General features: G+C 72.7%; 23 protein-coding genes and 1 tRNA gene. 8 read left to right on the top strand and 16 right to left on the bottom strand.

Going from position 1 to position 22,484, the window contains the following annotated elements:
• Positions 1 to 56: 56 nt before the first annotated feature.
• From AC4IJH_RS33115 to AC4IJH_RS33095, 5 genes are all read right to left on the bottom strand, one after another.
• Positions 57 to 1,058, bottom strand: a complete 1,002-nt coding sequence (locus AC4IJH_RS33115) for a sugar kinase (protein WP_490855631.1) — start codon at positions 1,056 to 1,058, stop codon at positions 57 to 59.
• A 246-nt stretch (positions 1,059 to 1,304) separates the two neighbouring features.
• Positions 1,305 to 2,450, bottom strand: a complete 1,146-nt coding sequence (gene dgoD, locus AC4IJH_RS33110; RefSeq protein ID WP_490855630.1) for a galactonate dehydratase — start codon at positions 2,448 to 2,450, stop codon at positions 1,305 to 1,307.
• Positions 2,447 to 3,169 carry a FadR/GntR family transcriptional regulator gene (locus AC4IJH_RS33105; RefSeq protein WP_490855629.1) on the bottom strand — a complete coding sequence of 241 codons (723 nt, stop codon included), beginning with the start codon at positions 3,167 to 3,169 and terminating at the stop codon, positions 2,447 to 2,449. Before AC4IJH_RS33105 ends, dgoD begins: the two co-directional genes overlap by 4 nt.
• A gap of 111 nt (positions 3,170 to 3,280) precedes the next feature.
• Positions 3,281 to 3,856, bottom strand: coding sequence for a DUF4383 domain-containing protein (locus tag AC4IJH_RS33100; protein ID WP_490855628.1), 576 nt, complete (start codon positions 3,854 to 3,856; stop codon positions 3,281 to 3,283).
• A gap of 153 nt (positions 3,857 to 4,009) precedes the next feature.
• The gene (locus AC4IJH_RS33095; RefSeq protein WP_490855627.1) at positions 4,010 to 5,350 is read right to left on the bottom strand and encodes a hypothetical protein; all 1,341 of its coding nucleotides are present in this window, start codon (positions 5,348 to 5,350) and stop codon (positions 4,010 to 4,012) included.
• Positions 5,351 to 5,575: 225 nt separating this feature from the next.
• Here AC4IJH_RS33095 and AC4IJH_RS33090 point away from each other — a divergent pair.
• The 3 genes from AC4IJH_RS33090 to AC4IJH_RS33080 all read left to right on the top strand — a co-directional run bounded on the left by AC4IJH_RS33090 (position 5,576) and on the right by AC4IJH_RS33080 (position 6,974).
• A tRNA-Val gene (locus AC4IJH_RS33090) sits at positions 5,576 to 5,650 on the top strand.
• A 210-nt stretch (positions 5,651 to 5,860) separates the two neighbouring features.
• Positions 5,861 to 6,385, top strand: coding sequence for a DoxX family membrane protein (locus AC4IJH_RS33085; RefSeq protein ID WP_490855626.1), 525 nt, complete (start codon positions 5,861 to 5,863; stop codon positions 6,383 to 6,385).
• Between the two features lie 88 nt (positions 6,386 to 6,473).
• Positions 6,474 to 6,974, top strand: coding sequence for a VOC family protein (locus tag AC4IJH_RS33080; RefSeq protein WP_490855625.1), 501 nt, complete (start codon positions 6,474 to 6,476; stop codon positions 6,972 to 6,974).
• 216 nt (positions 6,975 to 7,190) lie between these two features.
• On the opposite strand, the gene AC4IJH_RS33075 is transcribed toward AC4IJH_RS33080, so the two are convergent.
• Positions 7,191 to 8,051 (bottom strand): alpha/beta fold hydrolase, encoded by an 861-nt coding sequence (locus tag AC4IJH_RS33075; RefSeq protein ID WP_490855624.1) that lies wholly within the window; start codon positions 8,049 to 8,051, stop codon positions 7,191 to 7,193.
• Between the two features lie 414 nt (positions 8,052 to 8,465).
• Between AC4IJH_RS33075 and AC4IJH_RS33070 the strand changes: the two genes are divergently transcribed.
• Positions 8,466 to 9,269: a polysaccharide deacetylase family protein gene (locus AC4IJH_RS33070; protein ID WP_490855623.1), complete on the top strand. Its 804-nt coding sequence runs from the start codon at positions 8,466 to 8,468 to the stop codon at positions 9,267 to 9,269.
• 51 nt (positions 9,270 to 9,320) lie between these two features.
• On the opposite strand, the gene AC4IJH_RS33065 is transcribed toward AC4IJH_RS33070, so the two are convergent.
• Both AC4IJH_RS33065 and AC4IJH_RS33060 read right to left on the bottom strand, forming a co-directional pair.
• On the bottom strand, positions 9,321 to 9,980 hold the full coding sequence (locus AC4IJH_RS33065; protein ID WP_490855641.1) for a nucleoside/nucleotide kinase family protein: 660 nt from the start codon (positions 9,978 to 9,980) through the stop codon (positions 9,321 to 9,323).
• Positions 9,981 to 10,072: 92 nt separating this feature from the next.
• On the bottom strand, positions 10,073 to 11,260 hold the full coding sequence (locus AC4IJH_RS33060; protein WP_490855622.1) for a methyltransferase: 1,188 nt from the start codon (positions 11,258 to 11,260) through the stop codon (positions 10,073 to 10,075).
• Between the two features lie 194 nt (positions 11,261 to 11,454).
• Between AC4IJH_RS33060 and AC4IJH_RS33055 the strand changes: the two genes are divergently transcribed.
• A complete protein-coding gene (locus tag AC4IJH_RS33055; protein WP_490855621.1) occupies positions 11,455 to 12,372 on the top strand; it encodes a universal stress protein in 918 nt (305 codons plus the stop codon).
• A 125-nt stretch (positions 12,373 to 12,497) separates the two neighbouring features.
• Here the strand turns inward: AC4IJH_RS33055 and AC4IJH_RS33050 are convergent, their stop codons facing one another.
• A complete protein-coding gene (locus tag AC4IJH_RS33050) occupies positions 12,498 to 13,139 on the bottom strand; it encodes a DedA family protein (RefSeq protein ID WP_490855620.1) in 642 nt (213 codons plus the stop codon).
• Positions 13,140 to 13,411: 272 nt separating this feature from the next.
• Between AC4IJH_RS33050 and AC4IJH_RS33045 the strand changes: the two genes are divergently transcribed.
• A complete protein-coding gene (locus AC4IJH_RS33045) occupies positions 13,412 to 14,017 on the top strand; it encodes a superoxide dismutase family protein (protein ID WP_490855619.1) in 606 nt (201 codons plus the stop codon).
• 167 nt (positions 14,018 to 14,184) lie between these two features.
• Here the strand turns inward: AC4IJH_RS33045 and AC4IJH_RS33040 are convergent, their stop codons facing one another.
• From AC4IJH_RS33040 to AC4IJH_RS33025, 4 genes are all read right to left on the bottom strand, one after another.
• On the bottom strand, positions 14,185 to 14,670 hold the full coding sequence (locus tag AC4IJH_RS33040) for a DoxX family protein (protein WP_490855618.1): 486 nt from the start codon (positions 14,668 to 14,670) through the stop codon (positions 14,185 to 14,187).
• 184 nt (positions 14,671 to 14,854) lie between these two features.
• Positions 14,855 to 16,606, bottom strand: coding sequence for an alkaline phosphatase D family protein (locus tag AC4IJH_RS33035; protein WP_490855617.1), 1,752 nt, complete (start codon positions 16,604 to 16,606; stop codon positions 14,855 to 14,857).
• Positions 16,607 to 16,639: 33 nt separating this feature from the next.
• Complete coding sequence (locus tag AC4IJH_RS33030; protein ID WP_490855616.1) at positions 16,640 to 17,449, bottom strand: methyltransferase; 810 nt, start codon at positions 17,447 to 17,449, stop codon at positions 16,640 to 16,642.
• A gap of 115 nt (positions 17,450 to 17,564) precedes the next feature.
• Positions 17,565 to 18,209 carry an HNH endonuclease family protein gene (locus tag AC4IJH_RS33025; protein WP_490855615.1) on the bottom strand — a complete coding sequence of 215 codons (645 nt, stop codon included), beginning with the start codon at positions 18,207 to 18,209 and terminating at the stop codon, positions 17,565 to 17,567.
• Between the two features lie 206 nt (positions 18,210 to 18,415).
• Here AC4IJH_RS33025 and AC4IJH_RS33020 point away from each other — a divergent pair, with 206 nt between their 5' ends.
• Positions 18,416 to 19,180 carry an ABC transporter permease gene (locus tag AC4IJH_RS33020; RefSeq protein ID WP_490855614.1) on the top strand — a complete coding sequence of 255 codons (765 nt, stop codon included), beginning with the start codon at positions 18,416 to 18,418 and terminating at the stop codon, positions 19,178 to 19,180.
• A gap of 199 nt (positions 19,181 to 19,379) precedes the next feature.
• A complete protein-coding gene (locus AC4IJH_RS33015) occupies positions 19,380 to 19,961 on the top strand; it encodes a TMEM165/GDT1 family protein (protein WP_490855613.1) in 582 nt (193 codons plus the stop codon).
• 19 nt (positions 19,962 to 19,980) lie between these two features.
• Here the strand turns inward: AC4IJH_RS33015 and AC4IJH_RS33010 are convergent, their stop codons facing one another.
• The 3 genes from AC4IJH_RS33010 to AC4IJH_RS33000 all read right to left on the bottom strand — a co-directional run bounded on the left by AC4IJH_RS33010 (position 19,981) and on the right by AC4IJH_RS33000 (position 22,363).
• The gene (locus AC4IJH_RS33010) at positions 19,981 to 20,439 is read right to left on the bottom strand and encodes an SRPBCC family protein (protein ID WP_490855612.1); all 459 of its coding nucleotides are present in this window, start codon (positions 20,437 to 20,439) and stop codon (positions 19,981 to 19,983) included.
• 108 nt (positions 20,440 to 20,547) lie between these two features.
• The gene (locus tag AC4IJH_RS33005) at positions 20,548 to 21,210 is read right to left on the bottom strand and encodes an HAD-IA family hydrolase (protein WP_490855611.1); all 663 of its coding nucleotides are present in this window, start codon (positions 21,208 to 21,210) and stop codon (positions 20,548 to 20,550) included.
• Positions 21,211 to 21,439: 229 nt separating this feature from the next.
• A complete protein-coding gene (locus AC4IJH_RS33000) occupies positions 21,440 to 22,363 on the bottom strand; it encodes a peptidoglycan-binding domain-containing protein (protein ID WP_490855610.1) in 924 nt (307 codons plus the stop codon).
• Positions 22,364 to 22,484 lie beyond the last annotated feature (121 nt).

The raw sequence follows: 22,484 nt of genomic DNA, 5'->3' as shown, positions 1-22,484 counted from the left end.
CCCGCGTACCACGGAGGCGGCCGCGCCCGCCCCGGAGCCACCGTCCGGCGCGCCGCTCAGCGCACCACCGTGCCGGGCCCCGCGCCCAGCAGGCCCAGTTCCGCGCGGGTGGGCGCGCCCTCCCAGTCGCCGTGCGAGGCCACCGCGAACGCGCCCGTGGTGACGGCCCGTTCGAGGCGCTGCGCGGTGTCCGCGCCGTCCAGCAGCGCGGAGAGATAGCCCGCCACGAACGCGTCCCCCGCGCCCACCGGGTCCACCGCCCGTACGCAGCGGGCGGGCCGGTGCAGGGAGCCGCCGCCCGTATGGGCCGTGGCCCCGTCCGCGCCGAGCTTCACCACGACCTCGGCCACCCCCAGGTCCAGCAGCACCTGCGCCTGCCCCGCCACATCGCCACCGGCCGGGCCGGGCCGCGCGTCCTGCGGCAGGCACAGGGGGAGTTCGTCGTCGGAGGCGATCAACGTGTGCACGTACGGAATCCACTCCCGCAGCTCCTCGGCGGCCTCCCGCGCGTCCCACAGGCGGGAGCGGAAGTTGACGTCGAGGCTGACCGGAGTGGCGTGCTCCCGGGCCAGACGGAGCGCGCGACGGCAGGCCGCGCGGGCGTCGGGGCCGAGGGCCGGGGTGATGCCGGTGAGGTGCAGCATCGCGGGAGGCGCGGCGCTGAACGCGCGCTCGACCGCGTCCGCCGACAGTCGCGAACCGGCGGACCGCGCACGGTAGTAGTGCACCCGCGTCACCTCCGGCAGTCTCGGCTCGAAGAGGATCAGCCCCGTCGGCGCTCCGGCATCGAGCGAGGCGCAGGAGACGTCCACGCCCTCGGCCCGGAGCGTACGCAGTACCAGCTGCCCCGCCTCGTCGTCGCCGACCGCCCCCGCCCAGCGCACCGCGTGCCCCAGGCGGGCCAGCCCGATGGCGACATTGCTCTCGGCGCCCGCGACGGAGACCTGCATCGTGCCGCCGAGCTTGAGCGGCCCGCTGCCGCGCAGCGCGACCATGCTCTCGCCGAGGGTCAGGACCGGGCGTGCGGGGGCCGTGGGGGGTGCGGTGGTGAAGTCCATGGTCCTTCCTAGCGGTTCGCCCGAGGCCGCCGGGACGCCAGGGGTGGCCCCAGCACCTTTTGGGTTACTTCGTCACCACACCGCGGCTTGGTCGCCGCACCGCAGCTTGACCACCGCACCACGCCTTGACCAGTACGCCGCGCCTTGGTCACCACACCTCGACTTCGCCACCACACAGCACCTTCGTCACCACACAGCACCTTCGTCACCACACCGAACCCTCCGTCAAAGCGGAACAAGCTCACGTCACCACTCCGCGAAGGAGCCGTCCTCATGGCGCCAGACGGGATTCCGCCAGGCGTGCCCCTTCCTGTCGGCCTCCCGTACCGCCCGCTCGTCCACGTCGACGCCCAGGCCCGGCCGGTCGGTCCGGACCAGTGAACCGTTCTCGAAGCGGAAGGGCTCCGGGTCGGTGACGTAGTCGAGCAGTTCGGCGCCCTGGTGGTAGTGGATGCCGAGGGACTGCTCCTGGATGAGGAAGTTCGGCGTGGTGAAGGCGACTTGGAGGCTGGCGGCCAGGGCGAGCGGGCCGAGCGGGCAGTGCGGTGCCAGCTGCGCGCCGTAGGTCTCGGCCAGCGCGGCGATCCGGCGCAGCTCGGAGATGCCGCCCGCGTGCGAGATGTCCGGCTGCAGGATCGCGACCCCGGCCCGCAGCGGCGCCAGGAATTCGTGCCGGGAGAAGAGGCGCTCGCCGAGGGCGATGGGGATGCCGGAGGCGTTCACCAGGTCGGGCAGGGCGTGTACGTGATCGGCGAGGACCGGTTCCTCGACGAACATCGGCGCGCTGTCGGCCAGTAGCGGCAGCAGCCGCCGGGCGTTGGCGGGGGAGACCCGGCCGTGGAAGTCCAGCCCGAAGTCCCGTTCTTCGCCCAGGACTTCGCGGGCGGTCTCGGCCCGCCGCAGGCACGCGCGCACCTCCGCGCGGGTGGCCACCGGCGTCATCCTGCCGCAGCCGTTCATCTTGACGGCCGTGAAACCCGCCTCGACCTGGGCGGTGACCGCGTCCCGGATCGCGTCCGGCTCGTCGCCGCCGACCCAGGAGTACGCGCGCACCCGCTCCCGTACGGGGCCGCCGAGCAGCTCGTACACCGGAGCCCCGTACCGCTTGCCCTTGATGTCCCACAACGCCTGGTCCAGGCCCGCGACGGCGGAGGACAGGACGGGCCCGCCACGGTAGAAACCGCCCTTGGTCATGACCTGCCAGTGGTCCTCGATGCGCGACGGGTCCTGGCCGAGGAGGTACTCCGACAGCACCTCGACGGCCGCGCGCACCGGCTCGGCACGCCCCTCGACCACCGGTTCGCCCCAGCCGACCAGGCCCTCGTCGGTCTCCACACGGACGAACAGCCAGCGCGGCGGCGCCAGAAACGTCTCGATACGGCCGATCCTCATACGGGTCCCGCCCCTTCCAGCAGCGTCACCATGGCCGCATACGCGCGGTCCGCCTCCTGCGCCCGCACCGCCTCGGCGACCGCGACATGCGCCGCGGGCGATCGCCTCAACTCGCCCGCGCCGTCGGCGGATTGGATGCCCTCCTGCCCCGCCTGGTGGTCCCACCGGGCCAGGGTCGGCGCGATGATGCGGTGCAGCTGCGCGTAGAAGGGGTTGTGCGAGGCGGCCAGCAGCGCCGTACGGAAGGCGGCCTCGGCCCGTACGTGCAGCGCGGCGGAACCGGCGCCCGCCGCGCTCATCGCTCCCAGCGCGGCATCCAGCGCGGCGAGATCGCCCTCGGTACGGCGCCGCGCGGCGAGCGCGGCAGCGGCCGGCTCGACGGAGCGGCGCAGCTCCAGCAGATCGGCGTAGAAGCCGGGGGAGGCGCCCGCCGCGCACTTCCAGCGCAGGACGTCCCCGTCCAGGAGATTCCAGTCCTCCCGGGGACGCACGAACGTGCCGCGCTTCTGGCGCGCGTCCAGCAGCCCCTTGGTGGTCAGCACTTTGATGACCTCGCGCAGCACGGTCTGGCTGATGTCCAGCTCCGCCATCAGCTCCGGCAGGGCCAGGGTCTCGCCCTCCCCGTACGTGCCGTCGACGATCCGCCGGGCGAGGGACTCGACCGCGACCCCGTGGATGCCGCGTCCGGCGTAGGAGGCGGTGTTGCGCGACTGCCGCATGGTGCTGCTCCCCTGATCGTCCGGCTGCGCCATGCTTGTCGCTGCCCGCCGACAGGTGAAGACTTGCACAAGTAGTCGTTATTTAGCAGTTATTGCGCAAGCGATGAGCAGTTACCGCGCATGCGCACGCCGGGCGGCCCTGTGGTCCTCGCGATCGGCTTCGTCGGGGTGCCGGGCGCGCCAGTACGGGTTGTCGTGCGGCAGCCCGCCGCTGACGCGTCCGTACATTCCGAAGACCAGCAGCATCAGGCCGACCAGGAAGCTGAACAGCACGTTCTGGATGCGGAAGGCCAGGAAGTTCAGGCCGGTCTCCAGCAGCGCGAGGTTGACGAAGCCGCTGAGCAGGAAGGCCGTGCCCAGCACGATGTTGAGCGTCGAGGCGAAGTTCCCGCCGATCACCATGCCGCCGAAGAGCAGCACGCCGACGACGATCGACAGCACGCTCAGCGCGCCGTTGGTGTTCAGGCCCGCGACCGTGTCGCCGCGGGTGTCGAAGAAGCCGATCTTGTCGATCAGGCCGAGGATGCCGAAGGCGACGAGCACCAGGCCCGTCAGCCCGGCCCCGATCCGGTAGACCCGGCTGAGCCGGTGGTCGACGGGCAGATGCTCGTCGAGCTTGATGTGCCGGGCTCGCAAGCGGAGGGTCTTGTCGTGGGAGGGCCCGTGCAGGGCGTGGCCAGCAGCCATGTCCGGCCTCCTTCGCGCAGGTGTGCCGCTTGGGCCGTACGTAATTCCAGGATCCGCCCGCCGGTGACATCACGCCATCGCAGGGGCACGGCACCGACCGCGGGCGAGCGCGGGGCGGCCGTGCCACGCCGTCGACGGCCCGGGACGCGCTCCTCAGCCCGCGCCCGCTCCCCGCTCCTCGCGGATCTCCTGCACCACCCGGGCCGCGGTCTGGCGCACCGCCTCCGTCTCGGTCAGGAAGTGCCACCAGTCCGGATGCCTGCCGTGTCCCTCCAGGTCCGCGAGCGCGCGCTCCAGCCGGGCCACCGCGTCGTCCAGCGGGCGGGCGTGGCGCGGGTCGGGGGTACTGCGCCCGGCCATCGCCAGGCGCTGGGCGTCACGGATGGCGAACCGGGTGCGCTCGACCTCCCTGTTGCGGTCGAAGGAGACCTCGTCCAGCCGCCGCAGCCGGTCCCCGGCCGCCGAGACCGCCTCGCCCGTGGTGTTCAGCAGCGCACGCACCGTCGCCAGCAGGCTCGTCGCATCCGCCCACCGCTGCTCGTCGCGCGCCGTCTGCGCCTCCCGCAGCTTGGCCTCCGCCTGCTTGACCGATTCGGCGGCCCGGTCGGGCACCTGCTGGAGGTCCTGCCAGCAGGCGGCGCTGTACCGCCGCCGCAGCTCGCTGAGCACCGGGTCCACCTGGCTCGCCCGGGTGGTGATCGCCTGGGCCCGGGTACGCAGTGAGACCAGCCGCTTGTCGATCTCCGCCGCCCGCTCGGGCAGCCGCTCCGCCTCGGTGCGTACGGACTCGGCCTTGCGCAGTACGTCGTCGGCGCGCCGGATCGTGTCCTGGACGCCGTGCTGCCCCGCACCCTGGTTGAGCTTGGTCAACTCCGGCCCCAGCGCGGCCAGTCGGGCCGCCAGGTCATCGGCCTTGAGCCCGCGGGCCCGTACGGCGTCCAGCGCGTTGCTCGCCGCCAGCAGCGCCTGCCGGGCCCGCTCCACGGCCGGCGCCAGCCGCGCCAGCTGCGTCTCGGCCTGCGACAGCAGCGGCCCCAGCCCCTGCGCGAAGCGGTCCAGATCCTTCTTGACCTGCTCCAGCTCCTCCTTGGCGCGGGTGAGATCCGCCCGGGCTCTGGAGGCGGCCGAGGCCTCCAGGTCGTCGCGGTCCAGGTCGTGGGAGTCCACGGCGCTGATGTAGCGCTGGCTCACCTCGTCGATGCGCCGCCCGAACCCGGCGTAGTGCTCGGCGGACCGCCGCGCGGCCGGGGAGTCGTCCACCGCCGTGATGGTCTCTATCGAGATCCGCAGGTCCCGCTGCGCGGAGTCCAACTCGTAGAACGCGGCCGCCGCGGCGTCCTTGGCCGCCTGCGCATCGGCCCGCTGGCCCTCCCCGCGCCCGAACCAGCGGCGGGTGCCCCCGCCCGTGAACGCCCCCGGCACCGCCGCCACCAGCAGCGGCAGCGGGAGCACCATCAGCGCCAGCACATCCCGGACCGGCCGGCCAAGACCCACCGGCCTCCGGGGGCGACGGCGTGCTCGCTGCTCGTACGGCTGCGTGTGTGTCGCCGTCACATCCCTCTCCCGATCGCATCGCCCCAGGCCCGGTTGCCATTCTCCCATCCGTGAACAACGAACACAGCGTCCGGTCCGTTCGCACTTCCCCCGCCGAACCGGACCCCACCCACGTACTGGTTTGCAGATCAGCCCCCATGGCAAGGTAGTGTGTCGATTCGTCCAGGGCGCATAGCTCAGCGGTAGAGCGCTGCTCTTACAAAGCAGATGTCGGCGGTTCAAATCCGTCTGTGCCCACCAGCAGAAAGACCCCCAACCGATCTCGGTTGGGGGTCTTTGTCGTGTTCGGAGTCCACAAAGAATCCACATCCCCGTGGCGTGGGGGCGGTGGGGTGGACGGTGTCGGGGTTGTTGTTCAAGGTTTAAGCAGTGTGTATCGTCGAGAGTGAGACTTGAAGTTTCAAGTACTTGTTGTCGATGTACCTCGTCCCCCCACTCAGGAGTGCTTTCATGACCTCCCCCATCAGTGCTTCGCGCACCTCCTCGTCCTCGCGCGGTTACGACGCCGGGCTTCTGCTGTTGCGGGTCGTGTTGGGGGTGATCATGGTCGGGCACGGTGCGCAGAAGCTGTTCGGCTGGTTCGGTGGGGGAGGGCTGGACGGGACCGGGAAGTTCTTCGAGATGAGTGGTTACCCGTCCGGAAAGGCCATGGCCGCGGTGGCCGGGCTGAGTGAGACGCTGGGCGGGCTCGGGCTCGTCTTCGGGCTGCTGACGCCGCTGGCCGGGGCGGCCGTCGTCGGGACCATGGTCAACGCCCTGGCCGTGAAGTGGGGCGGGGGCTTCTTCGCGCCCGAGGGTGTGGAGTACGAGATCTTGATCGGCGCCGCAGCGGCCGCCATCGCGCTCGCCGGGCCCGGGCGGTATGCCCTGGACCGGTTCGTACCGGGGCTTCGCGTGCACCGGCCCGTGTACGGCGCCGCGGCGGTGGTGCTCGGGCTGGTGCTGGCGGGCGTGGTTCTGCTGCTGCGTAAGTGAGCAGTGTGAGTGAGCGGTGTGAGTGAGCAGGATGAGTGAGTGAAGGCTTCGGGGGTGGAGAAGTGGAAGGGAAAGGAAGGGGAGCGTTGTGGCTGTTCGGCGGTTGAATCATGCGGTGCTCTACGTCCGTGATGTGGCGCGGGCCGTCGAGTTCTACCGGGATGTCTTCGATTTCGCGGTGGATTTCGAGATCCCGGGGCGGGCCGCATTCCTCAGGGCCCGGGACACGCTCAACGACCACGATCTCGGTCTGTTCGCGGTCGGGGAGCAGGCGCCGGGGCCCGAGCACGGGCGGGTGGGGCTCTACCACCTGGCCTGGGAGGTGGGCACGCTCGGTGAACTGGCCGAGACCGCGGACGAGTTGACCCGGCGCGGCGCGCTGGTCGGCGCCAGTGACCACCTGGTGTCCAAGTCGCTGTACGCCAAGGACCCGGACGGCAACGAGTTCGAGGTGATGTGGCGGGTGCCGCGCGAGGACTGGCCGGAGGCGGACGAGCAGGACCGCGTACAGCCGCTGGATCTTCAGGCCGCGCTCGAGCGGTGGGGCGCGGACCGCAGGACGGGCGCCGCCGCGGGGTCCGTCACCTGACGGGAGCCTGCCCAGCAGGGCAGCGGCAGGGGCAGCGGCAGGGGCAGGAACAGGGGCAGCAGGAGGGGCAGGAGGAGGAGCAGGAGCAGGAGCAGTGCAGGGGCCGCTCGCCGGTGAGGTGGGCGGCCCCTCGCTGTCGTGTCGGCGTCGTATCGCTGTCGTACTGCCGTCGTGCGAAAGTCCGTCGTCTGACTATGGCGGTGAGTCCGTCTGCCCTCAGTACGTCAGCGACGACAGGAACGCGTGCAGTTGGTGGTCGAAGAGGGGGGTGTTCTCCAGGTTGACCATGTGGGCCGCGCCCGGGACGCGTACGCGGTGGGCGCCCGGCACGGCCAGGGTGATCGCATGGGCGTTGGCCGAGATGTCGGTGCTGTCCAGGTCGCCGTCCAGGACGAGGGTCGGCACCCGGATCTCGCCCAGCCGGTCGGCGGCGCCGACCTCCAGCATGGCGCCGGCCCCCATCCCCTCCGCGTGGGCCATCACGGTCGACTCGGCCGACGCGCGCATCCGCTCGCGCAGTTCGGGGTGTACGGCGGACGGCTCGCGGTGCGGCCCGTCGACCCACATGCGCAGGAAGTGCTCCACATAGCGGTCGATGCCGTCCGGCTCCTCGGCGGCGGCGATCTGCTCCTTGATGTGGTGCAGCACGAACGGGTCGGAGAAGGGCCGCCCGCTCACGCCCGGTGAGGCGAGCGCCAGCGCCGTGACCGATCCGGGATACGCGAGGGCCGTATCGAGGGCGACCCGGGCCCCGTGGGAGTGGCCGACCAGTACGGCGCGGTCCGCGCCGAGGTGGGCGAGCAGGGCGATGAGGTCCTCGTGATGGGCCCAGTCGCCGTTCACGGTGGAGGAGAGGCCGTGGCCGCGGGCGTCGTAGCGGATCGCGCGGAGCCCGGAGCGTACGAGCCAGGCGAACTGCTCGTCCCACATGCGCTGGTCGAGCATGCCGCCGTGCAGCAGCACCACGGCGGGTCCGTGGCCGGCCACCTCGTAGAACAGCTCGCCGTTCTCGACGGGTGCGAGGCCGTTGTCGACCTCGGGCGCGATCTGGGCCCATATGCCGTTTGCTTGCGTCATTCGCCGTGCAGTCCTTCGTGTCGCGGATCTACGGGGGGAACGGCGAGCTCGCACGCGAGGTTCCGGATTTCGGGGCCGAGCCGGGCCGAATCGAGCCGAGCCTGCCACAGGCCGGGCGAAGGGGTCCTCCGGGGGGCCTGAGGGCGCCCGGTACGCAGGCTCCGGATGGCCGATTCCTGTATGCACTCCAGGTATGCGCCCCGCGTATGCACAGTGTGTGTACTCGCGGTGTATAGTTCCCCGTGTTCATGCATCGCGCCACGAGTGCGATCACTGTGCCGTTCCTCATGGCGAGCGGCGTTCTGTGCAGGCCGTGGCGTTGCTCGGTCGCTGCTCGGTCAGTGCGCGATCACCCGTCTTCACGGGCCGTTTCTCCTACCATCGTTCAAAGAGAGATGAAGTATGCCTAAAAGCATGTCAGTGGGCCGATTTAAGCCGATTGCCGGGCTGCTGGCGGCTGCCTCCCTGGCTCTGACGCTGAGCAGTTGCGCCTCGTACGACACCACCTCCCCGCGCAGTGCCCGGGAGAAGGCGATGGAGGGGAACCAGGGCGCGGCCCGCCCCGTGTCGGACACCAAGAGCAAGGGCGCGGCCGAGGAGAAGCCCGTCGACTGCAGCAAGGCCAAGTGCGTCGCCCTCACCTTCGACGCCGGCCCCAGCGAGCACACGCCCCGCCTGCTGGACATCCTGAAGAAGGAGAAGGTGCACGCGACCTTCTTCATGCTCGGCAAGAACCACGTCGTCAAGCGCCCCGCCGATGTGCGCCGGATCGATGCCGAGGGGCACGAACTGGCCAACCACACCTGGTCGCACGGCATCCTGACCGATCTCAAGCCCGACGAGATCCGCGAGGAGCTGTCCAGCACCCAGGACGCCGTCGAGAAGATCACCGGCAAGAAGCCCGCGCTGATGCGCCCGCCGCAGGGCCGTACCAACGACGAGATCTCGCAGATCAGCAAGGATCTGGGGCTCGCGCAGGTGCTGTGGAGCGTGACCGCCAAGGACTACCAGACCACCGACTCGGAGCTGATCAAGAAGCGGGTGCTGGAGCAGACCAAGCGCGACGGCGTCATCCTGCTGCACGACATCTACGACGGGACGGTGCCCGCCGTGCCCGGGATCATCAAGGAGCTCAAGGAGCGCGGCTTCACGATCGTGACCGTCGGCCAGCTCCTGTCCCCGGCCAAGCCGGAGCCGGGCGTGGTCTACAAGCCCTGACGCAGAGGGACAAGGACGTGTGATCTGCGTGCCCTGACGCGGGGATGCGGTCTACGCGTCCTGGCGCGGCGGTGCCTCGTCGGGTGCGAAGGTCACGACGAGGTCGGCGCGGGACCGGCCCGCTTCCACCAGGCGCGCGTTGGCCTCGTCCGAGGCGTGGACGAAGCGCCGGGCCAGGTCACGGGGCTTGCCGAAGTGCTCGTGACGGTCGATCAGCCGCCGTACCCGCTCCGCGCCGTCCAGCTCCACGTACCAGACCTCGTCGAGCAGGCCGCGGGCCCGCGGCCAGGCGCCCTCCTCCAGGAGGAGGTAGTTGCCCTCGGTGATCACGAGCGGGACCTGCGGGGGTACGGGGATGCTGCCCGCGACCGGCTCCTCCAGGCGGCGGTCGAAGGCCGGGGCGTAGACGGCGCAGTCCTGATCCGGGGTGCGCAGCCGGGCCAGCAGGGCGGCGTACCCGGCGGCGTCGAAGGTGTCGGGGGCGCCCTTGCGGTCGGCGCGGCCCAGCCGGCGCAGCTCCGCCTCGGCCAGATGGAAGCCGTCCATCGGCACCAGCGCCGCCAGGTCCGGGCCCAGCCGCTCGACGAGATGGGCGGCGAGGGTGGACTTCCCGGCCCCCGGCGGCCCCGCGATGCCCAGCAGGCAGCGCTCTTTGGGGAGCGCGGTGGCCGCCAGGCGACGGGCGCGGGCGAGAAGCTGATCCGGGTGCAGCCGCACGGCGGTCTGGCGTACGGCGCCCTGCCGCGCGGCGGTCTGCCGCACAGCGCCCTGCCTCGCGGCGTTCTGCCTCACGGTGTCCCGCCTCACGCCTTCGCGCTCAGCCGCCACAGCGAGGTGACCTCGGCGGCGCGGGCCGCGTGCAGCGGGTCGGCGGCGTCGCGGGCGCGCGCGTGGCGCGGTGCGATGTCGTGCCGGTCGACCACCGTCAGGCCCGCCGACTCGAAGGCGGCCAGAAGTTCGGAGCGCGGGCGCAGCCCCAGGTGCTCGGCGAGGTCGGAGAGGACCAGCCAGCCCTCGCCGCCCGGTTCGAGGTGGTCGGCCAGGCCGTCCAGGAAGCCGCGCAGCATCCGGCTGCCCGGGTCGTAGACCGCGTACTCCACGGGCGAGGTGGGCTTGGCGGGCACCCAGGGCGGATTGCACACCACCAGCGGCGCGCGCCCGGCGGGGAACAGATCCGCCTTGACGACCTCCACCCGCTCGGCCACCCCCAGCCGGCCGGCGTTCTCCCGCGCGCAGGCCAGCGCGCGAGGGTCCTGGTCGGTGGCCACCACGCGGCCCACGCCCCGGCGGGCCAGCACACAGGCCAGCACGCCCGTGCCCGTACCGATGTCGAAGGCCAGGGCAGGCGCTGCGTCGGGTGCCGACTCGCCGCCGGGGAGCGGCGCTTGGGCGACCAGGTCCACGTACTCGCCGCGCACGGGCGAGAAGACGCCGTAGTACGGGTGGACGCGGTCGCCGCCGAGCGCGGGGATCTCCACGCCCTTCCTGCGCCACTCGTACGCGCCGATCAGACCCAGCAGTTCGCGCAGCGGGACGACCGAGGGCCCCGCGTCGGGCCCGGCCGGTCCGTACGCCTGCGCACAGGCCTCCCGTACGTCGGGGGCGCGGTGCAGCGGGACGGTGTAGTCCCCCTCCAGCGGGATCAGGAGCATGCCCAGGATGCGGGCGCGCTGGTTCTGGGAGGCGCGGTGGCGGTGGAAGGCCTGGGCGGGGTCGGTGGACAGCGGTACGGGCTTGCGCGGGCGGCGGTCGATGCGGCGGGCCAGCGCGGACAGCAGCTGGCGGGCGTTGTGGAAGTCGCCGCGCCAGAGCAACGCCGTGCCCTCGCAGACGAGTTTGTAGGCGGCGTCCGCCTTCGTGCGGTCGTCGGCCACCGCCACCCGACGCGGGGGGAGCGCGCCGTTCTCCGATCGCCAGCGCGCGGACCGGTCCTCGTCGGACTCGGTCCATTCAACGGTCTGCGGAACCTGGGCGGGCTGGGGTGAATTCATCGCATTCCATCGAAGGGGCCCGTCTCGGGGCGTGGCGGGGTCGGCCCTCGACTCTACTCCGTACCCGCACGGCGCCCGCGGCGTGGCTTGATCCCTTCCGGTGCGGGACGTCAGCGCTTGTCCTCGGGCCCGGCGAGGGAGCAGGGTGGAGATAGATGGGCATAGCACACGCTCTTGGTCGTATGGAGGCGTATATGGACACCCTGCCGGTCATTGTCGCGGTGGACGGATCCCCGGACAGCGAACGGGCGTTGCGCTGGGCGATGGAGACGGCCCGTCTGCGGACGGCGCCGCTCCAGGTGGTCCATGTCTGGCCCTACGCCACCGCCGAGCGGGCCGCGGCCGCCGAGTCCGGCACCGGCGATCCGGTGCTGGACGACCTGCGCGAACGGTTCGGCGGGGTGGCCGGAGTGGAGGCGTCGGGGCCCGCGGAGATCGAGTTCCGCAGCCTGAGCGGTCTGACCGACACCCTGCTGCCCTCGCTGGGCGAGGAGGCGCAGCTGCTGGTCCTCGGCTCGCGCGGCCGCGGCGGCTTCGCCAGCCTGCTGCTCGGCTCCAATGGCATGGCCAGCGCGGCCCACGCGTCCTGCCCGGTGGTGGTCGTGCCGCGCCCGGACCGCGCCGGCACCCTGCGCGGCGCGGACGGCGAGGCGCTGCGGCCCGCCGAGCGGCAGGTGACGCTCGGCGTCGACGCGTCCTCGGAGGAGCCGGGCGCGCTCGGCTTCGCCTTCGAGGAGGCGAGCCGCCGCGGCGCGCGCCTGAAGGTCGTCTCCGGTTACTCCTGGCCGATGCTGGTGCCGCCCGCCTTCGAGTACGTGGCGGTGTACGAGAACACGCAGCGGGAGTACGAGGACGCGCTCACCAAGCAGCTGCGGGAGGTGCTGGCGCCGCACCGCGAGCGGTACCCCGAGGTGGCGGTGGAGGTCGAGCTGCGGGAGGCGGACGCCGCGGGGCAGCTCGTCGAGGCGTCCAAGGAGAGCGACCTGGTCGTGGTCGCCCGGCACCGGCGCAGGCTCCCGGTCGGCCGCCGTCTCGGCTCGGTGGCACACGCCGTACTGCTGCACGCGCTCTGCCCGATCGCCGTCGTACCGGAGGAGACGGAGGAGCACTGAGCGCTCCGGGGGAGGCGCCGTCGTCGCGCCGCGGGCCGGAGGGAGGGGTGGTCGTGCCCACACGGCGGAGCCGCGGATCGGCGGGGTTTCGTGCCCCTTACGGGGCCCGGACCGCGACGGCCGTTTCAGTGGGCGGTGCGCCGCGGCCTGCGCATCAGGAAGACCGCCGCCGAGCCCGCGGCGAACAGGGCGAAGACCGAGACGGCGGTGCTCACCCAGGTGGCGCCGAGCCACTGCCCGCCGAAGTAGCCCAGGCTCACGCTGTAGGCGGCCCAGGCCAGGCCCGCCAGCGCCGACCAGGGCAGGAACTCGCGGACCGTACGGTGCGCGGCGCCCGCGCCGAGGCTGACCACCGAGCGCCCCGCGGGGGCGAAGCGGGCCAGGACGACGATGCCGCCGCCGCCCCGCGTCAGCGCGGTGCCGAGTCGTTCCTGCGCGGCGCTCAGGCGGCGGGAGCGGGCGATGGCGCGGTCGAAGCGGTCGCCGCCGCGCCAGGCCAGCCGGTAGGCGACCATGTCGCCCAGTACGGAGGCGGTGGCGGCGCACAGCACCAGGGCGAGTATCTCGGGGAGGTCCGCCCGGCCCGGTACGGAGGCGGTCACGCCCACGGCGCCGGCGGCGGTACGGGTGCCGGCCGCCGTGGTGGCCGCGGCGATGACCAGGACACCGCTGGGCAGGATCGGGACGAACACGTCCAGGAGGACGGAGAGCCCGATGACCGCGTAGACCCAAGGGGTGTCGGTCAATGACCCCAGGCTTTCCAACAACGCACTGCTCCCGGTCCGGTCCCCGCCGCGACGTCGCGTGGGGGCGGCAGGGGCGGCTCTACAGCCATACAGCGTACGCCCGGCTTGTCCGTGGACGGGTGCTGGGGCGGCTTGTGTTGTCCGCGTCATGCGAGCGGGAACGGTGTGTGGCGTAATGCGTGCAATGAGTGATTACGGCCGCGCCGGGCCGGGCCCGGCGCCGGAACCGAGTGGAGGAGCGGGCGATGGGCGAGCGGCGGACGCGGAAGGCGCGGGCGGGCAGGGCGGCGGGGATGGCAGCCGTTGCGGCGGGGCTGGTGCTGGCCTCCGGGGCGGGGCCGGCCGCCGCGGACGGCGGGCCGCATCACGGCGGGGCGTACTGGCTCCATACGGAGGCGCGGTTCGCGCCGCCCACCGCCTTCATCCCCTCCCGCGCGGTGACGTACGACATGAAGCGGGTGCCGGCGGCGTCGCGGATCGCGGTGAGCGAGTACGCCGATGACGAGGGCATGCTGATCGCGCTGCGGGTGGGGGGCCTGCTGCCGAAGCGGACGTACGGGGCGCATGTGCACACCAAGCCGTGCGGCTCGCGGCCCGACGACTCGGGCCCGCACTATCAGGACCGCAAGGACCCGCGGCAGCCCTCGACCGACCCCGCGTACGCCAATCCGCGCAACGAGGTGTGGCTGGACTTCACCACCAACGGCAAGGGGACCGGCCATGCCGTCGCCCGCCACGACTGGCGCTTCAGGCCGGGCGGCGCGGCGTCCGTGGTGATCCACGAGCGCAGGACGTCGACGGGGCACGGCGAGGCGGGCGGCGCGGGGGCGCGGCTGGGGTGCTTCACCGTGCCCTTCGACAAGCCCCTCGACAAGTCTGCGGGCGAGATCGCCGACTGAACCACCGGCTGGACCGCCGACTGGACCACCGGCTGAACCGCCGGCTGGACCGCCGGCGAACCTGCCGACAGGGCCGTCGACGCGATCTTCGGCGTACAGCACTGAGCGCCGGGCCCGGAGCGGCCGGCCGACCGGCCGCGGGACCCGGCGCTCACGCGCTCACGCGGTCAGGCGGTGCTGGGCTTCTGCGAGGTGCCGGCCGGGGCGGTCTTCGCCGCGGCGTGGCGCGCGCCGAAGAAGAGGCGGTCCAGCGACCAGGAACCCGGGCCGGTGAAGACGATCAGGAAGAAGGCCCAGCAGAACATCGCGGAGGCCTCGCCGCCGTTCTGGATCGGCCACAGGGCCTCGCCCTGGTGGGCGGAGAAGTAGGCGTAGGCCATCGAGCCCGAGCAGATCAGGGCTGCGGTACGGGTGCCCAGGCCGAGCATGACCAGAAGGCCGCCGACGAGCTGGATCACGGCGGCGTACCAGCCGGGCCAGGCGCCCGCCGGGACGGTGCTGCCGTTGCCCATGGCGCCGCCGAGGATGCCGAAGAGCGACGAGGCGCCGTGGCAGGCGAAGAGCAGGCCGGTGACGATGCGGAACAGGGCCAGCGCGTGCGGCTTGGTTCTGTCGGCGAACGCGGTGGCCGGAGCGGTTGCAGGTGCGGACATGAAGGGGGACTCCTTCGGTCTCGGTTTCGGGGACGGGAACCGATGAGGCCACCAGGTTAGGGATCCCTAATTATGCTTGCAAGTTCAACAAGTGGATGTATGGGCCCGCTATGACTTCGCTATGACCCCGCTGTGACCAGCGGAGATCGTCCTATGCGCCCGCCCGCGGGCGCAGTCCGGAAGGTCAGCGTCCGTCGTCCGGGGCGTCCTCGAAGCCGAGGAAGGCTTGCTCCCAAGCCCTGGCAAGCCGTGCTCTTTCCGGCGACGTGCGCGGCCCCGCTCCTGGCCCCGGCTTCTCGTGCCGAGCCTGGTCCAGCCGGATCTGCCACGCCCGCCCCCGCAGCGTCAGCGTCATCAGCTGATTGCCGAACCACGGCCCGCCCGTACGGCGCCAGCTCACCGGCGGCGGCGTCACCCGCCCGTGCCGGGCCAGCACCCTGCCCAGCCACCGGCCCGCCCGGCTCCAGCCGAAGCGGAAGCCGACCCGCATCGAGGCCGGGATGCTGTTGTGGACCGGGGAGCAGGTCAGCTGCATCACCCGGCTGTCGGGTCCGGTGCCCTCGGGCCACTGCGGCTCGGCGACATAGGCGTGGTGCACATCCCCCGAGAGCACGCACACCGTCGCGGGCGCGGGGTGCAGCGCGTCCCCCGAACCGGCCTCGGCGATCAGCTCGGTGAGCGCGGCGAAGGACTCCGGGAAGGCCGCCCAGTGCTCCAGGTCGGCGCGCTGGCGCAGGTTCTCGCTGTGCCGGGCCCAGCGCGCGCCGCGCCGCCCGCCGCACAGCGCGGCGTTCCAGGCCTCCGCGTCGTGCACCAGGTGGGGCAGCAGCCACGGCAGCGAACTGCCGATCAGCAGGTGGTCGTAGCTGCCCGGGTCTGCCAGCAGTTCCTGGCGCACCCACTTGGCCTCGGCCGGGTCCAGCATCGCCCGCTGCCCCTCGTCCAGGACGCGGGTGGCCCGGGTGTCGATCATGACCAGGCGCACCCGGCCGAAGTCGCGGCGAAAGCTCCAGCGCGCACACGCCGGGTCGGCGTCCGCGACGGCCGCGAACTCCCGTACCAGGTCCGTCCCGTCGGGCAGCGCCCGCACCCGCTGGTAGAGCTCGTCGGCGGCGAGGGCCGCGGGGGAGAGATTGCCCAGGTGCTGATGGACCCAGTACGACATCAGGCCGCCCAGCACCCGCTCGCGCCACCAGGGGGTCGCGCGCATGCGGGTCTGCCAGGCGGCGGAGGTGTTCCAGTCGTCGATGACGTCGTGGTCGTCGAAGATCATGCAGCTGGGGACCGTGGACAGCAGCCAGCGCACGTCGGGGTCGAGCCAGGACTCGTCATAGAGGTGGGTGTACTCCTCGTAGTCGGCCACCTGCGTCCAGGGGGCCTGCGCGGTGTCGCGCCGCAAGGAGAGCAGCTCGGCGATGCGCTGGGAGGTCTGGTCGGCGTAGACCTGGTCGCCGAGCAGGAGCAGGACGTGGGGGCGTTCGCGCTCGGGGTCGCTGCCCAGTTCGTGCGCGAGGGTGTCCAGGGCGTCCGGGCCCACCGGGTCGTGGCCGTGGCCCCCGCCGTCGGCGGAGGGGGGCGCGGCCCAGCGGCAGGAGCCGAAGGCTATCCGCAGCTCCGGAGCCTCCTCGGGCCGCTCCCCGGCCGTCTTGGCGGGCGGCAGCGTACGGATCGTGCTGACGGGATACGGGCTCTCGGGCAGCGGCCAGACCTCCTGGCCGTCCAGCAGCACCCGGTACGGCGTCTCGCTGCCCGGCGTCAGGCCCACGACCGGCACCAGGGCGTAGTGGTGCCCGGCCACCTGCCAGGTGCGCTCGGCGCCGCCCGCCCCGCTCTCGCACCGGACGTGCACCTCGCACGGCCGGTCCGTCTCCACCCACACCGTCGCGCTGTCCTCGTCCACGTAGCGCAGCAGCGGCCCCAAGCGCAGCCCAGCCATCGACGGCCCTCCCCTGAAGCGGTCCCACCGGGATCATGCGGGCCGGCGCCCGCAAGTCGTGATCAGAGGATAGGAGTTGACGGCGAAGCGCGGGTCGTCGAGCAGGGCGGAGAAGGCGGACAGCTCCTCGGGGGCGGTGCCCGCGGCCAGCAGCGCGTCGTGCAGCTGCGCGGCGTTGGCCCGGATGACGTCCACCTCGGCCGTGCCGCCGCGCCACACCTCGGCGAAGGTGGTGCACCGCAGCTCGCCCAGGCCCGCCCGGCCCAGCGCGTCGTACGTGCGCAGCCCCCAGCGGAAGTCGGCGCCGTGCGCGCCTATCTCGGCCAGCATCCGCCCGTGCACGGTGTTGAACAGTACGACCGACTCCGGGTCGGGCGCGGCCAGCACCTCCACCCACGCGGCGTCGAACTCCTCCAGGACGAGCCAGCCCTGGGTTCTGAGGGCGGGCACCAGCCGCTCAAGGACCTCCAGGCGCTGCGGGAGATGGTGCAGCACCAGCCGGGCGTGGATGAGGTCGAAGGCCGCCTCGGGCAGCGGGTCGGCGACGATGTCGTGCTGGACGACGCGCAGTTGGGGCGGGCGGGCTGGGTCCTCGGCGGCCTTGGCCATCCAGCGCGGGTCGATGTCGGTGACCAGGACGCTGCCGGAGGGCCCGACGCGCTCGGCGAGCCAGCTGCCCACCGAGCCGCCGCCACCGCCGATTTCCAGACAGTGCCAGCCCGGTGCGAGGCCGGTGCCCTCCAGGCCGCGCCGGGTGGCGGGGTCGTACGCGGACTGGAGGGCGTTCAGGCGCAGCTCGTTGGAGGAGTGCGCGTTGTCGAAGACGTACCGGGAGCGGGTCATGGGGCCTCCTGACGGGCGGTTGCGCCTCACGTTAGAGAAGACGGCGCGGCCCGGCGGTTCAGTTGCCCCGAGAAGTCCTCGGGGTATGTCAGAAAGGCCCGGGAGGGACCGGTGCTCAGCAGCCGTCGAGGATCTTCTTCAGCGCGGCCTTCTCGGCGGAGTCGGCGCTGAGCTGGTACTCGTGCTTGACCCACACCCACATCCGGGCGTACTCGCAGTGGTAGCCGGCCTTCGGCGGCAGCCACTCGGCGGGGTCCTTGTCGCCCTTCTCCTGATTGACGTTGTCGGTGACCGCGATCAGCTGGGAGTGGGTGAGGTCGTTGGCGAATTGTTTGCGGCGCTCGGTGGTCCACTGCGCGGCGCCCGACTTCCAGGACTCCGAGAGCGGTACGACATGGTCGATGTCCAGGTCGGAGGCCTGCGTCCAGGTCGCGTCGTCGTAGGCGGAGACCCAGGTCCCGCTCACCGCGGCGCACTTGCCGTCCTGCTGGACGTCCTTGCCGTCCCGCTTGAGCACGACCTCGCGGGTGTTGCAGTTGCTCCCCTGGTCGCTCCAGTGCGGGAACTTCTCGCGGCTGTAGCCGTCCTGCGGCCCTTCGGCCTGCTCCTTGATCTGGGCGAGGTAGGTCCGGGCCGTGGCGGCGTCCGGAGGGGTGGGCGGGGCGGCCTGGGCGCTCTGCGCGCTGAGGGTCAGCGTGCACAGCAGCGCGGCGGCGGAGCCGGCGGCGACGGACACGCGACGCGCGTAGATCTTGGGCATCGAAACTCCAGTGGTGTGGGGGGAGTTGGCGGTCACGGAGCGCCCATGGTGGCGACGTGGGGTTTCCACCAGGTGGGCGCCAGGTAACAGAGTGACGACATGCCCACGTCAGTTCAAGGGTTTGTGACGTCCGACGCGGTGCCATGCCCGGCCCGCGGCGGGCCAGTTGGGGCGTACGGGGTGGTACGCCCCCATAAGGTGAGCGCGTGCTGCTGCCGGTCAACGCCACCCTCGGGGTCGTCCTCGCCGTCCTGCTGGTCCTCGCCGTCGCCGTCGCCGCCCTCGCGCGGCTGGGCCACGCCCGCTCCATCGCCGTCGCCGGAGTCCGCGCGACGCTCCAACTGGCCGCCGTCTCCTACCTCATCGGCTGGGTCGTACGCACCGTCCCCTGGCTGCTGTGCTTTCTGGCCCTGATGTTCGCGGTGGCCGTACGCACCGCGGGCCGCCGCATCACCCGCAACCGCACCTGGTGGTGGGCGGCCGCGCCGATCGGCGCGGGCGTGCTGCCGGTGGTGGCCGCCCTGCTGCTGACCGGGCTGGTGCCGCTGCGCGGGATCGCGCTGATCCCCGTCACCGGCATCCTCATCGGCGGTGCGCTGACCGCCACCGTGCTGAGCGGGCGCCGGGCGCTGGACGAGCTGGAGACCCGGCGCGGGGAGGTGGAGGCGGGCCTGGCGCTGGGGCTGCTGGACCGCGACGCCCGGCTGGAGATCGCCCGGCCCGTCGCCTCGGACGCGCTGCTTCCGGGGCTGGACCAGACCAGGACCGTGGGATTGGTCACGCTGCCCGGGGCCTTCGTCGGCATGCTGCTGGGCGGCGCCTCGCCCGTACAGGCCGGTGCGGTGCAGCTGTTCGTGCTGGTCGCGCTGCTGGCGGTGCAGGTGGTGGCGGTCGCGGTGGTGCTGGAGCTGGTGGCGCGCGGCCGGATCCACCGCGTACCCTTGGCCGAAGCGAAGGGGAGTAGCTCCTAGCCGGACCGTCGACATACTGCTCGGATTTCTCCGGGGTTCTCACAACTCCTGGGATCTCCCAGCCGGCGCCCGGAGCCCCGTACGTCCCGTACGAGGCCAGCGAGACCTTCGGCCGCAGTGTTTGACGCTGCCGTGCCGAAGCGACCCCTTTTCCCCGGGCCCCTTTGGTGCGGCCCGACCGATCGAGGTATCCAGCCCCGTGTTCAGCATCACCGTCGCCGCCGTCGTCTTCGGCGTCGTCTTCCTCGCCGAACTCCCCGACAAGACGGCGCTCGCCGGACTCATGCTCGGCACCCGCTACCGCGCCTCCTACGTCTTCGCCGGTGTCGCCGCCGCCTTCGCCGTGCATGTGGCCCTGGCCATCGCCGCGGGCAGCGTGCTGACCCTGCTGCCGCACCGCCTGGTCCAGGCGGTGGTGGGCGTGCTGTTCCTGGCGGGCGCGGCCATCTTGCTCTTCAAGAAGGACGAGGGCGAGGAAGAGGTCAAGAAGCCCGCCGACCAGAGCTTCTGGAAGGTCTCCGGGGCGGGCTTCATGATGATCCTGGTCGCCGAGTTCGGCGATCTGACCCAGATCATGACCGCCAACCTCGCGGCCCGTTACGAGGACCCCGTCTCCGTCGGCGTCGGCGCCGTACTGGCGCTGTGGGCGGTGGCGGGCCTGGGCATCGTCGGCGGCCGGACGCTGATGAAGTACGTGCCCCTCAAGCTGATCACCAAGATCGCCGCCTGCGTGATGATCGCGCTCGCGGGGCTGAGCCTGTACGAGGCGATCGCGGGCTGAGGGGCCCGCCGTGCCCGTCTCAGAGCGTGCGGCGGATGACGTCCAAGGTGGTGGCCACCGTCCGCCGTACGCTCTCGCGCATCGCCCGGAGCGTCGCGCCGCCGTCGTTGCGGGCGGCCTCCACGGCCGGGCCCGCCGTCATCTCGGTGGCGAAGGTCAGGGTGAGCGCTCCGTCGGCGTCCTGGCCGATCACGTTGTGGATGACCCAGGAGGCGCGGTCGTCGCGGCGGGTGAAGCTGACCCGCTCCTGCGGGACGAAGACGACGTCCTCGCGCAGCGTCTCGCCCTTGACGACGACCTCGCGCACCAGCCCGTCCGAGGTGCGCTCCAGCACGGTGCAGGACTGCATGCCGGGCACGAACGGCACCGCGTTCTCCGCCTTGCGCAGCAGCCCCCGCCACACCTGGGCGCGGTCCAGGCGCACCGCGTCCGGCCGGGCCGGGTCGTTGACGGGCAGGGTGACGCCGAGGCTGATCACGGTGACTCCAAGGGGCTCGCAGGGCCGGTGTCCGGTGGGCCGTACGCCCGCCGGAGACGATCTTGCGACGTCAAGTGCCCTTGAGGTCAAGCGGCTGCGGAGAGGATCTCAGGCGCTGATGTGCAGGGCGATGGCGCCGTCGGGCAGCGCCTCCACGCGGACCTGGGTCAGGTCCCGTACGGCGGAGGTGGGCGCGAAGGCCGCGGCCCGCTCGCCGACGCCGACCACCCGCATACCTGCCGCCTGCCCCGCCCTGATGCCCGCCTCGGAGTCCTCGAAGACCACGCAGTCCTCGGGCGCGAAGCCCAGCTCGGCGGCGCCCTTGAGGAATCCCTCCGGGTCGGGCTTGCTGGCGCTCACGGACTCCGCGGTGATGCGCACCCGCGGCATCGGCAGCCCGGCGGCGCCCATGCGGGCGTCGGAGAGCGCGACGTCGGCGGAGGTCACCAGGGCGTGCGGGAGGCCGGTGAGCGCGGCCATGAAGGCGGGGGCGCCGGGGACCGGCACGACGCCCTCGACGTCGGCGGTCTCCTGCTGCAGCATCCGCGCGTTGTCCGCCATGTTGAGCTCCATGGGGCGCTCCGGCAGCAGGGCGGCCATGGTGGCCCAGCCCTGGCGCCCGTGCACGACCTTGAGCACCTCGTCCGCGTCCAGGCCCTGCTCGGCGGCCCACTGCAGCCAGCAGCGCTCCACGACCGCCTCGGAGTTCACGATGGTGCTGTCCATGTCGAGCAGCAGGGCGCGGGCGGTGAGCGTGGTGGTGGCCGTCATCGGCGGGCTCCTGAGCGCTTGGTGCAGGAAAGAGTCAAGCGGTCCCGCCCACCGGTCAGGGAGTGCGGGCGGAACCACTTTGTTCATCCAACATACAAAGCGAGGGGGGCCAGCGCCAAGCGGCCCCCTGTTTTAGGTGCGATCCGGGCCGGCGGGCGGGCGCGCCCGGCATCGGGAGGCAGGCGTCACGAGGGCGCTTCCGTCGATCGGGCCCGTACGGGAGACGGCCTCACGGCTCGGTCGTCCGCGCCTCCAGGGAACGCCGGGTCGGCAGGCCGTAGACGCCCTGGGCATCGCCCTGCACGCCATAGGCGCGCTGGTAGGCGGCCACGGCATCGCGTACGTCCCCGTCGTAGCGCCCGTCCGCCGGAGCGGCGTACAGCCCCACCTGCCGCAGCCGCAGCTGCAACTCCACCACCTCGGGGCCGCCGGCCCCTTCGCGCAGGACGAGCGGGCCGCTGGGCGGCGGGCTGGGGGAACGGCTGCCGGGGGAGTCGGTGACGCTGCCGGAGGCCCGGGCCGTGGAGGGGGCCGTCGACGGCGCGGGGGGCACGGGGGCCGGTGCGGTACGGGGCGCAGCGCTGGCCGCGCGGGAGCGGGAGGCGCGCGGGGGGACGGGGGCGGCCGGGGAGACGGCGGGGGAGTGGCCGGTTTCGGCGCGGGGGGTTGCGGTGGTGCGGGAGGGGCCGGGTAATCGCGTGCGGTCCTCGGGCAGGCCGCGGGCGTCGCCGGAATCGGCGGGCGGGCCGCCGGCCAGGAGGACGGCGGCGCCGGCCAGCGCGGCCACGGCGGCGGCCGAGACGGCCAGCAGGGTGCGTTTGCGGGGACGGGAGGGGCGCGGGGGCGGGCCCGCCGCGCCGCCGCTCCCGTACGGGGCGCCGGGGAGCGGCTCGGCGGCCTCGTGCTCGGCGCGGTCCCGGCTCCTGGGAGGGGCGGCGAAAGGCGAGGGGAACGGTGGCGGGACGCCGCCCGCGTCCGGCAGCGTCCGCTGCGGCTCCTGCGCGTCCTCCGGCTCCTCCGCGTCCGGCAGCGATACGTACGGCCGTATCCGCAGCGGGTCGAAGTCCTCGGCCGCGGCCGCCTCGCAGCCGCAGCTCGGTCTGCCGTCGGGGCGTGCGGGCGCGAAACAGTGCGCGCAGGCTCGTGCCGTCACCAGTGGTCCCCTCCCCGGAGCCCGGGGGCCGAGGCCCCCTGTGCCCTATGGAGCCGCCGGATCGGTGCGCCCCATGGAGCCGTCGGATCGGCAGTGATTATGCAGTCGCCGCCGCCCCCTG

Source organism: Streptomyces sp. UF-297 (assembly GCF_058245575.1).
This window is presented reverse-complemented; position numbering and strand designations above follow the sequence as displayed.

Coding starts and splice junctions, on each gene's coding strand:
- AC4IJH_RS33115 (WP_490855631.1), bottom strand. CDS start 1,058: ATGGACTTCACCACCGCACCCCCCACGGCCCCCGCACGCCCGGTCCTG.
- dgoD (WP_490855630.1), bottom strand. CDS start 2,450: ATGAGGATCGGCCGTATCGAGACGTTTCTGGCGCCGCCGCGCTGGCTG.
- AC4IJH_RS33105 (WP_490855629.1), bottom strand. CDS start 3,169: ATGCGGCAGTCGCGCAACACCGCCTCCTACGCCGGACGCGGCATCCAC.
- AC4IJH_RS33100 (WP_490855628.1), bottom strand. CDS start 3,856: ATGGCTGCTGGCCACGCCCTGCACGGGCCCTCCCACGACAAGACCCTC.
- AC4IJH_RS33085 (WP_490855626.1), top strand. CDS start 5,861: ATGACCTCCCCCATCAGTGCTTCGCGCACCTCCTCGTCCTCGCGCGGT.
- AC4IJH_RS33075 (WP_490855624.1), bottom strand. CDS start 8,051: ATGACGCAAGCAAACGGCATATGGGCCCAGATCGCGCCCGAGGTCGAC.
- AC4IJH_RS33070 (WP_490855623.1), top strand. CDS start 8,466: ATGTCAGTGGGCCGATTTAAGCCGATTGCCGGGCTGCTGGCGGCTGCC.
- AC4IJH_RS33060 (WP_490855622.1), bottom strand. CDS start 11,260: ATGAATTCACCCCAGCCCGCCCAGGTTCCGCAGACCGTTGAATGGACC.
- AC4IJH_RS33055 (WP_490855621.1), top strand. CDS start 11,455: ATGGACACCCTGCCGGTCATTGTCGCGGTGGACGGATCCCCGGACAGC.
- AC4IJH_RS33045 (WP_490855619.1), top strand. CDS start 13,412: ATGGCAGCCGTTGCGGCGGGGCTGGTGCTGGCCTCCGGGGCGGGGCCG.
- AC4IJH_RS33040 (WP_490855618.1), bottom strand. CDS start 14,670: ATGTCCGCACCTGCAACCGCTCCGGCCACCGCGTTCGCCGACAGAACC.
- AC4IJH_RS33035 (WP_490855617.1), bottom strand. CDS start 16,606: ATGGCTGGGCTGCGCTTGGGGCCGCTGCTGCGCTACGTGGACGAGGAC.
- AC4IJH_RS33030 (WP_490855616.1), bottom strand. CDS start 17,449: ATGACCCGCTCCCGGTACGTCTTCGACAACGCGCACTCCTCCAACGAG.
- AC4IJH_RS33025 (WP_490855615.1), bottom strand. CDS start 18,209: ATGCCCAAGATCTACGCGCGTCGCGTGTCCGTCGCCGCCGGCTCCGCC.
- AC4IJH_RS33005 (WP_490855611.1), bottom strand. CDS start 21,210: ATGACGGCCACCACCACGCTCACCGCCCGCGCCCTGCTGCTCGACATG.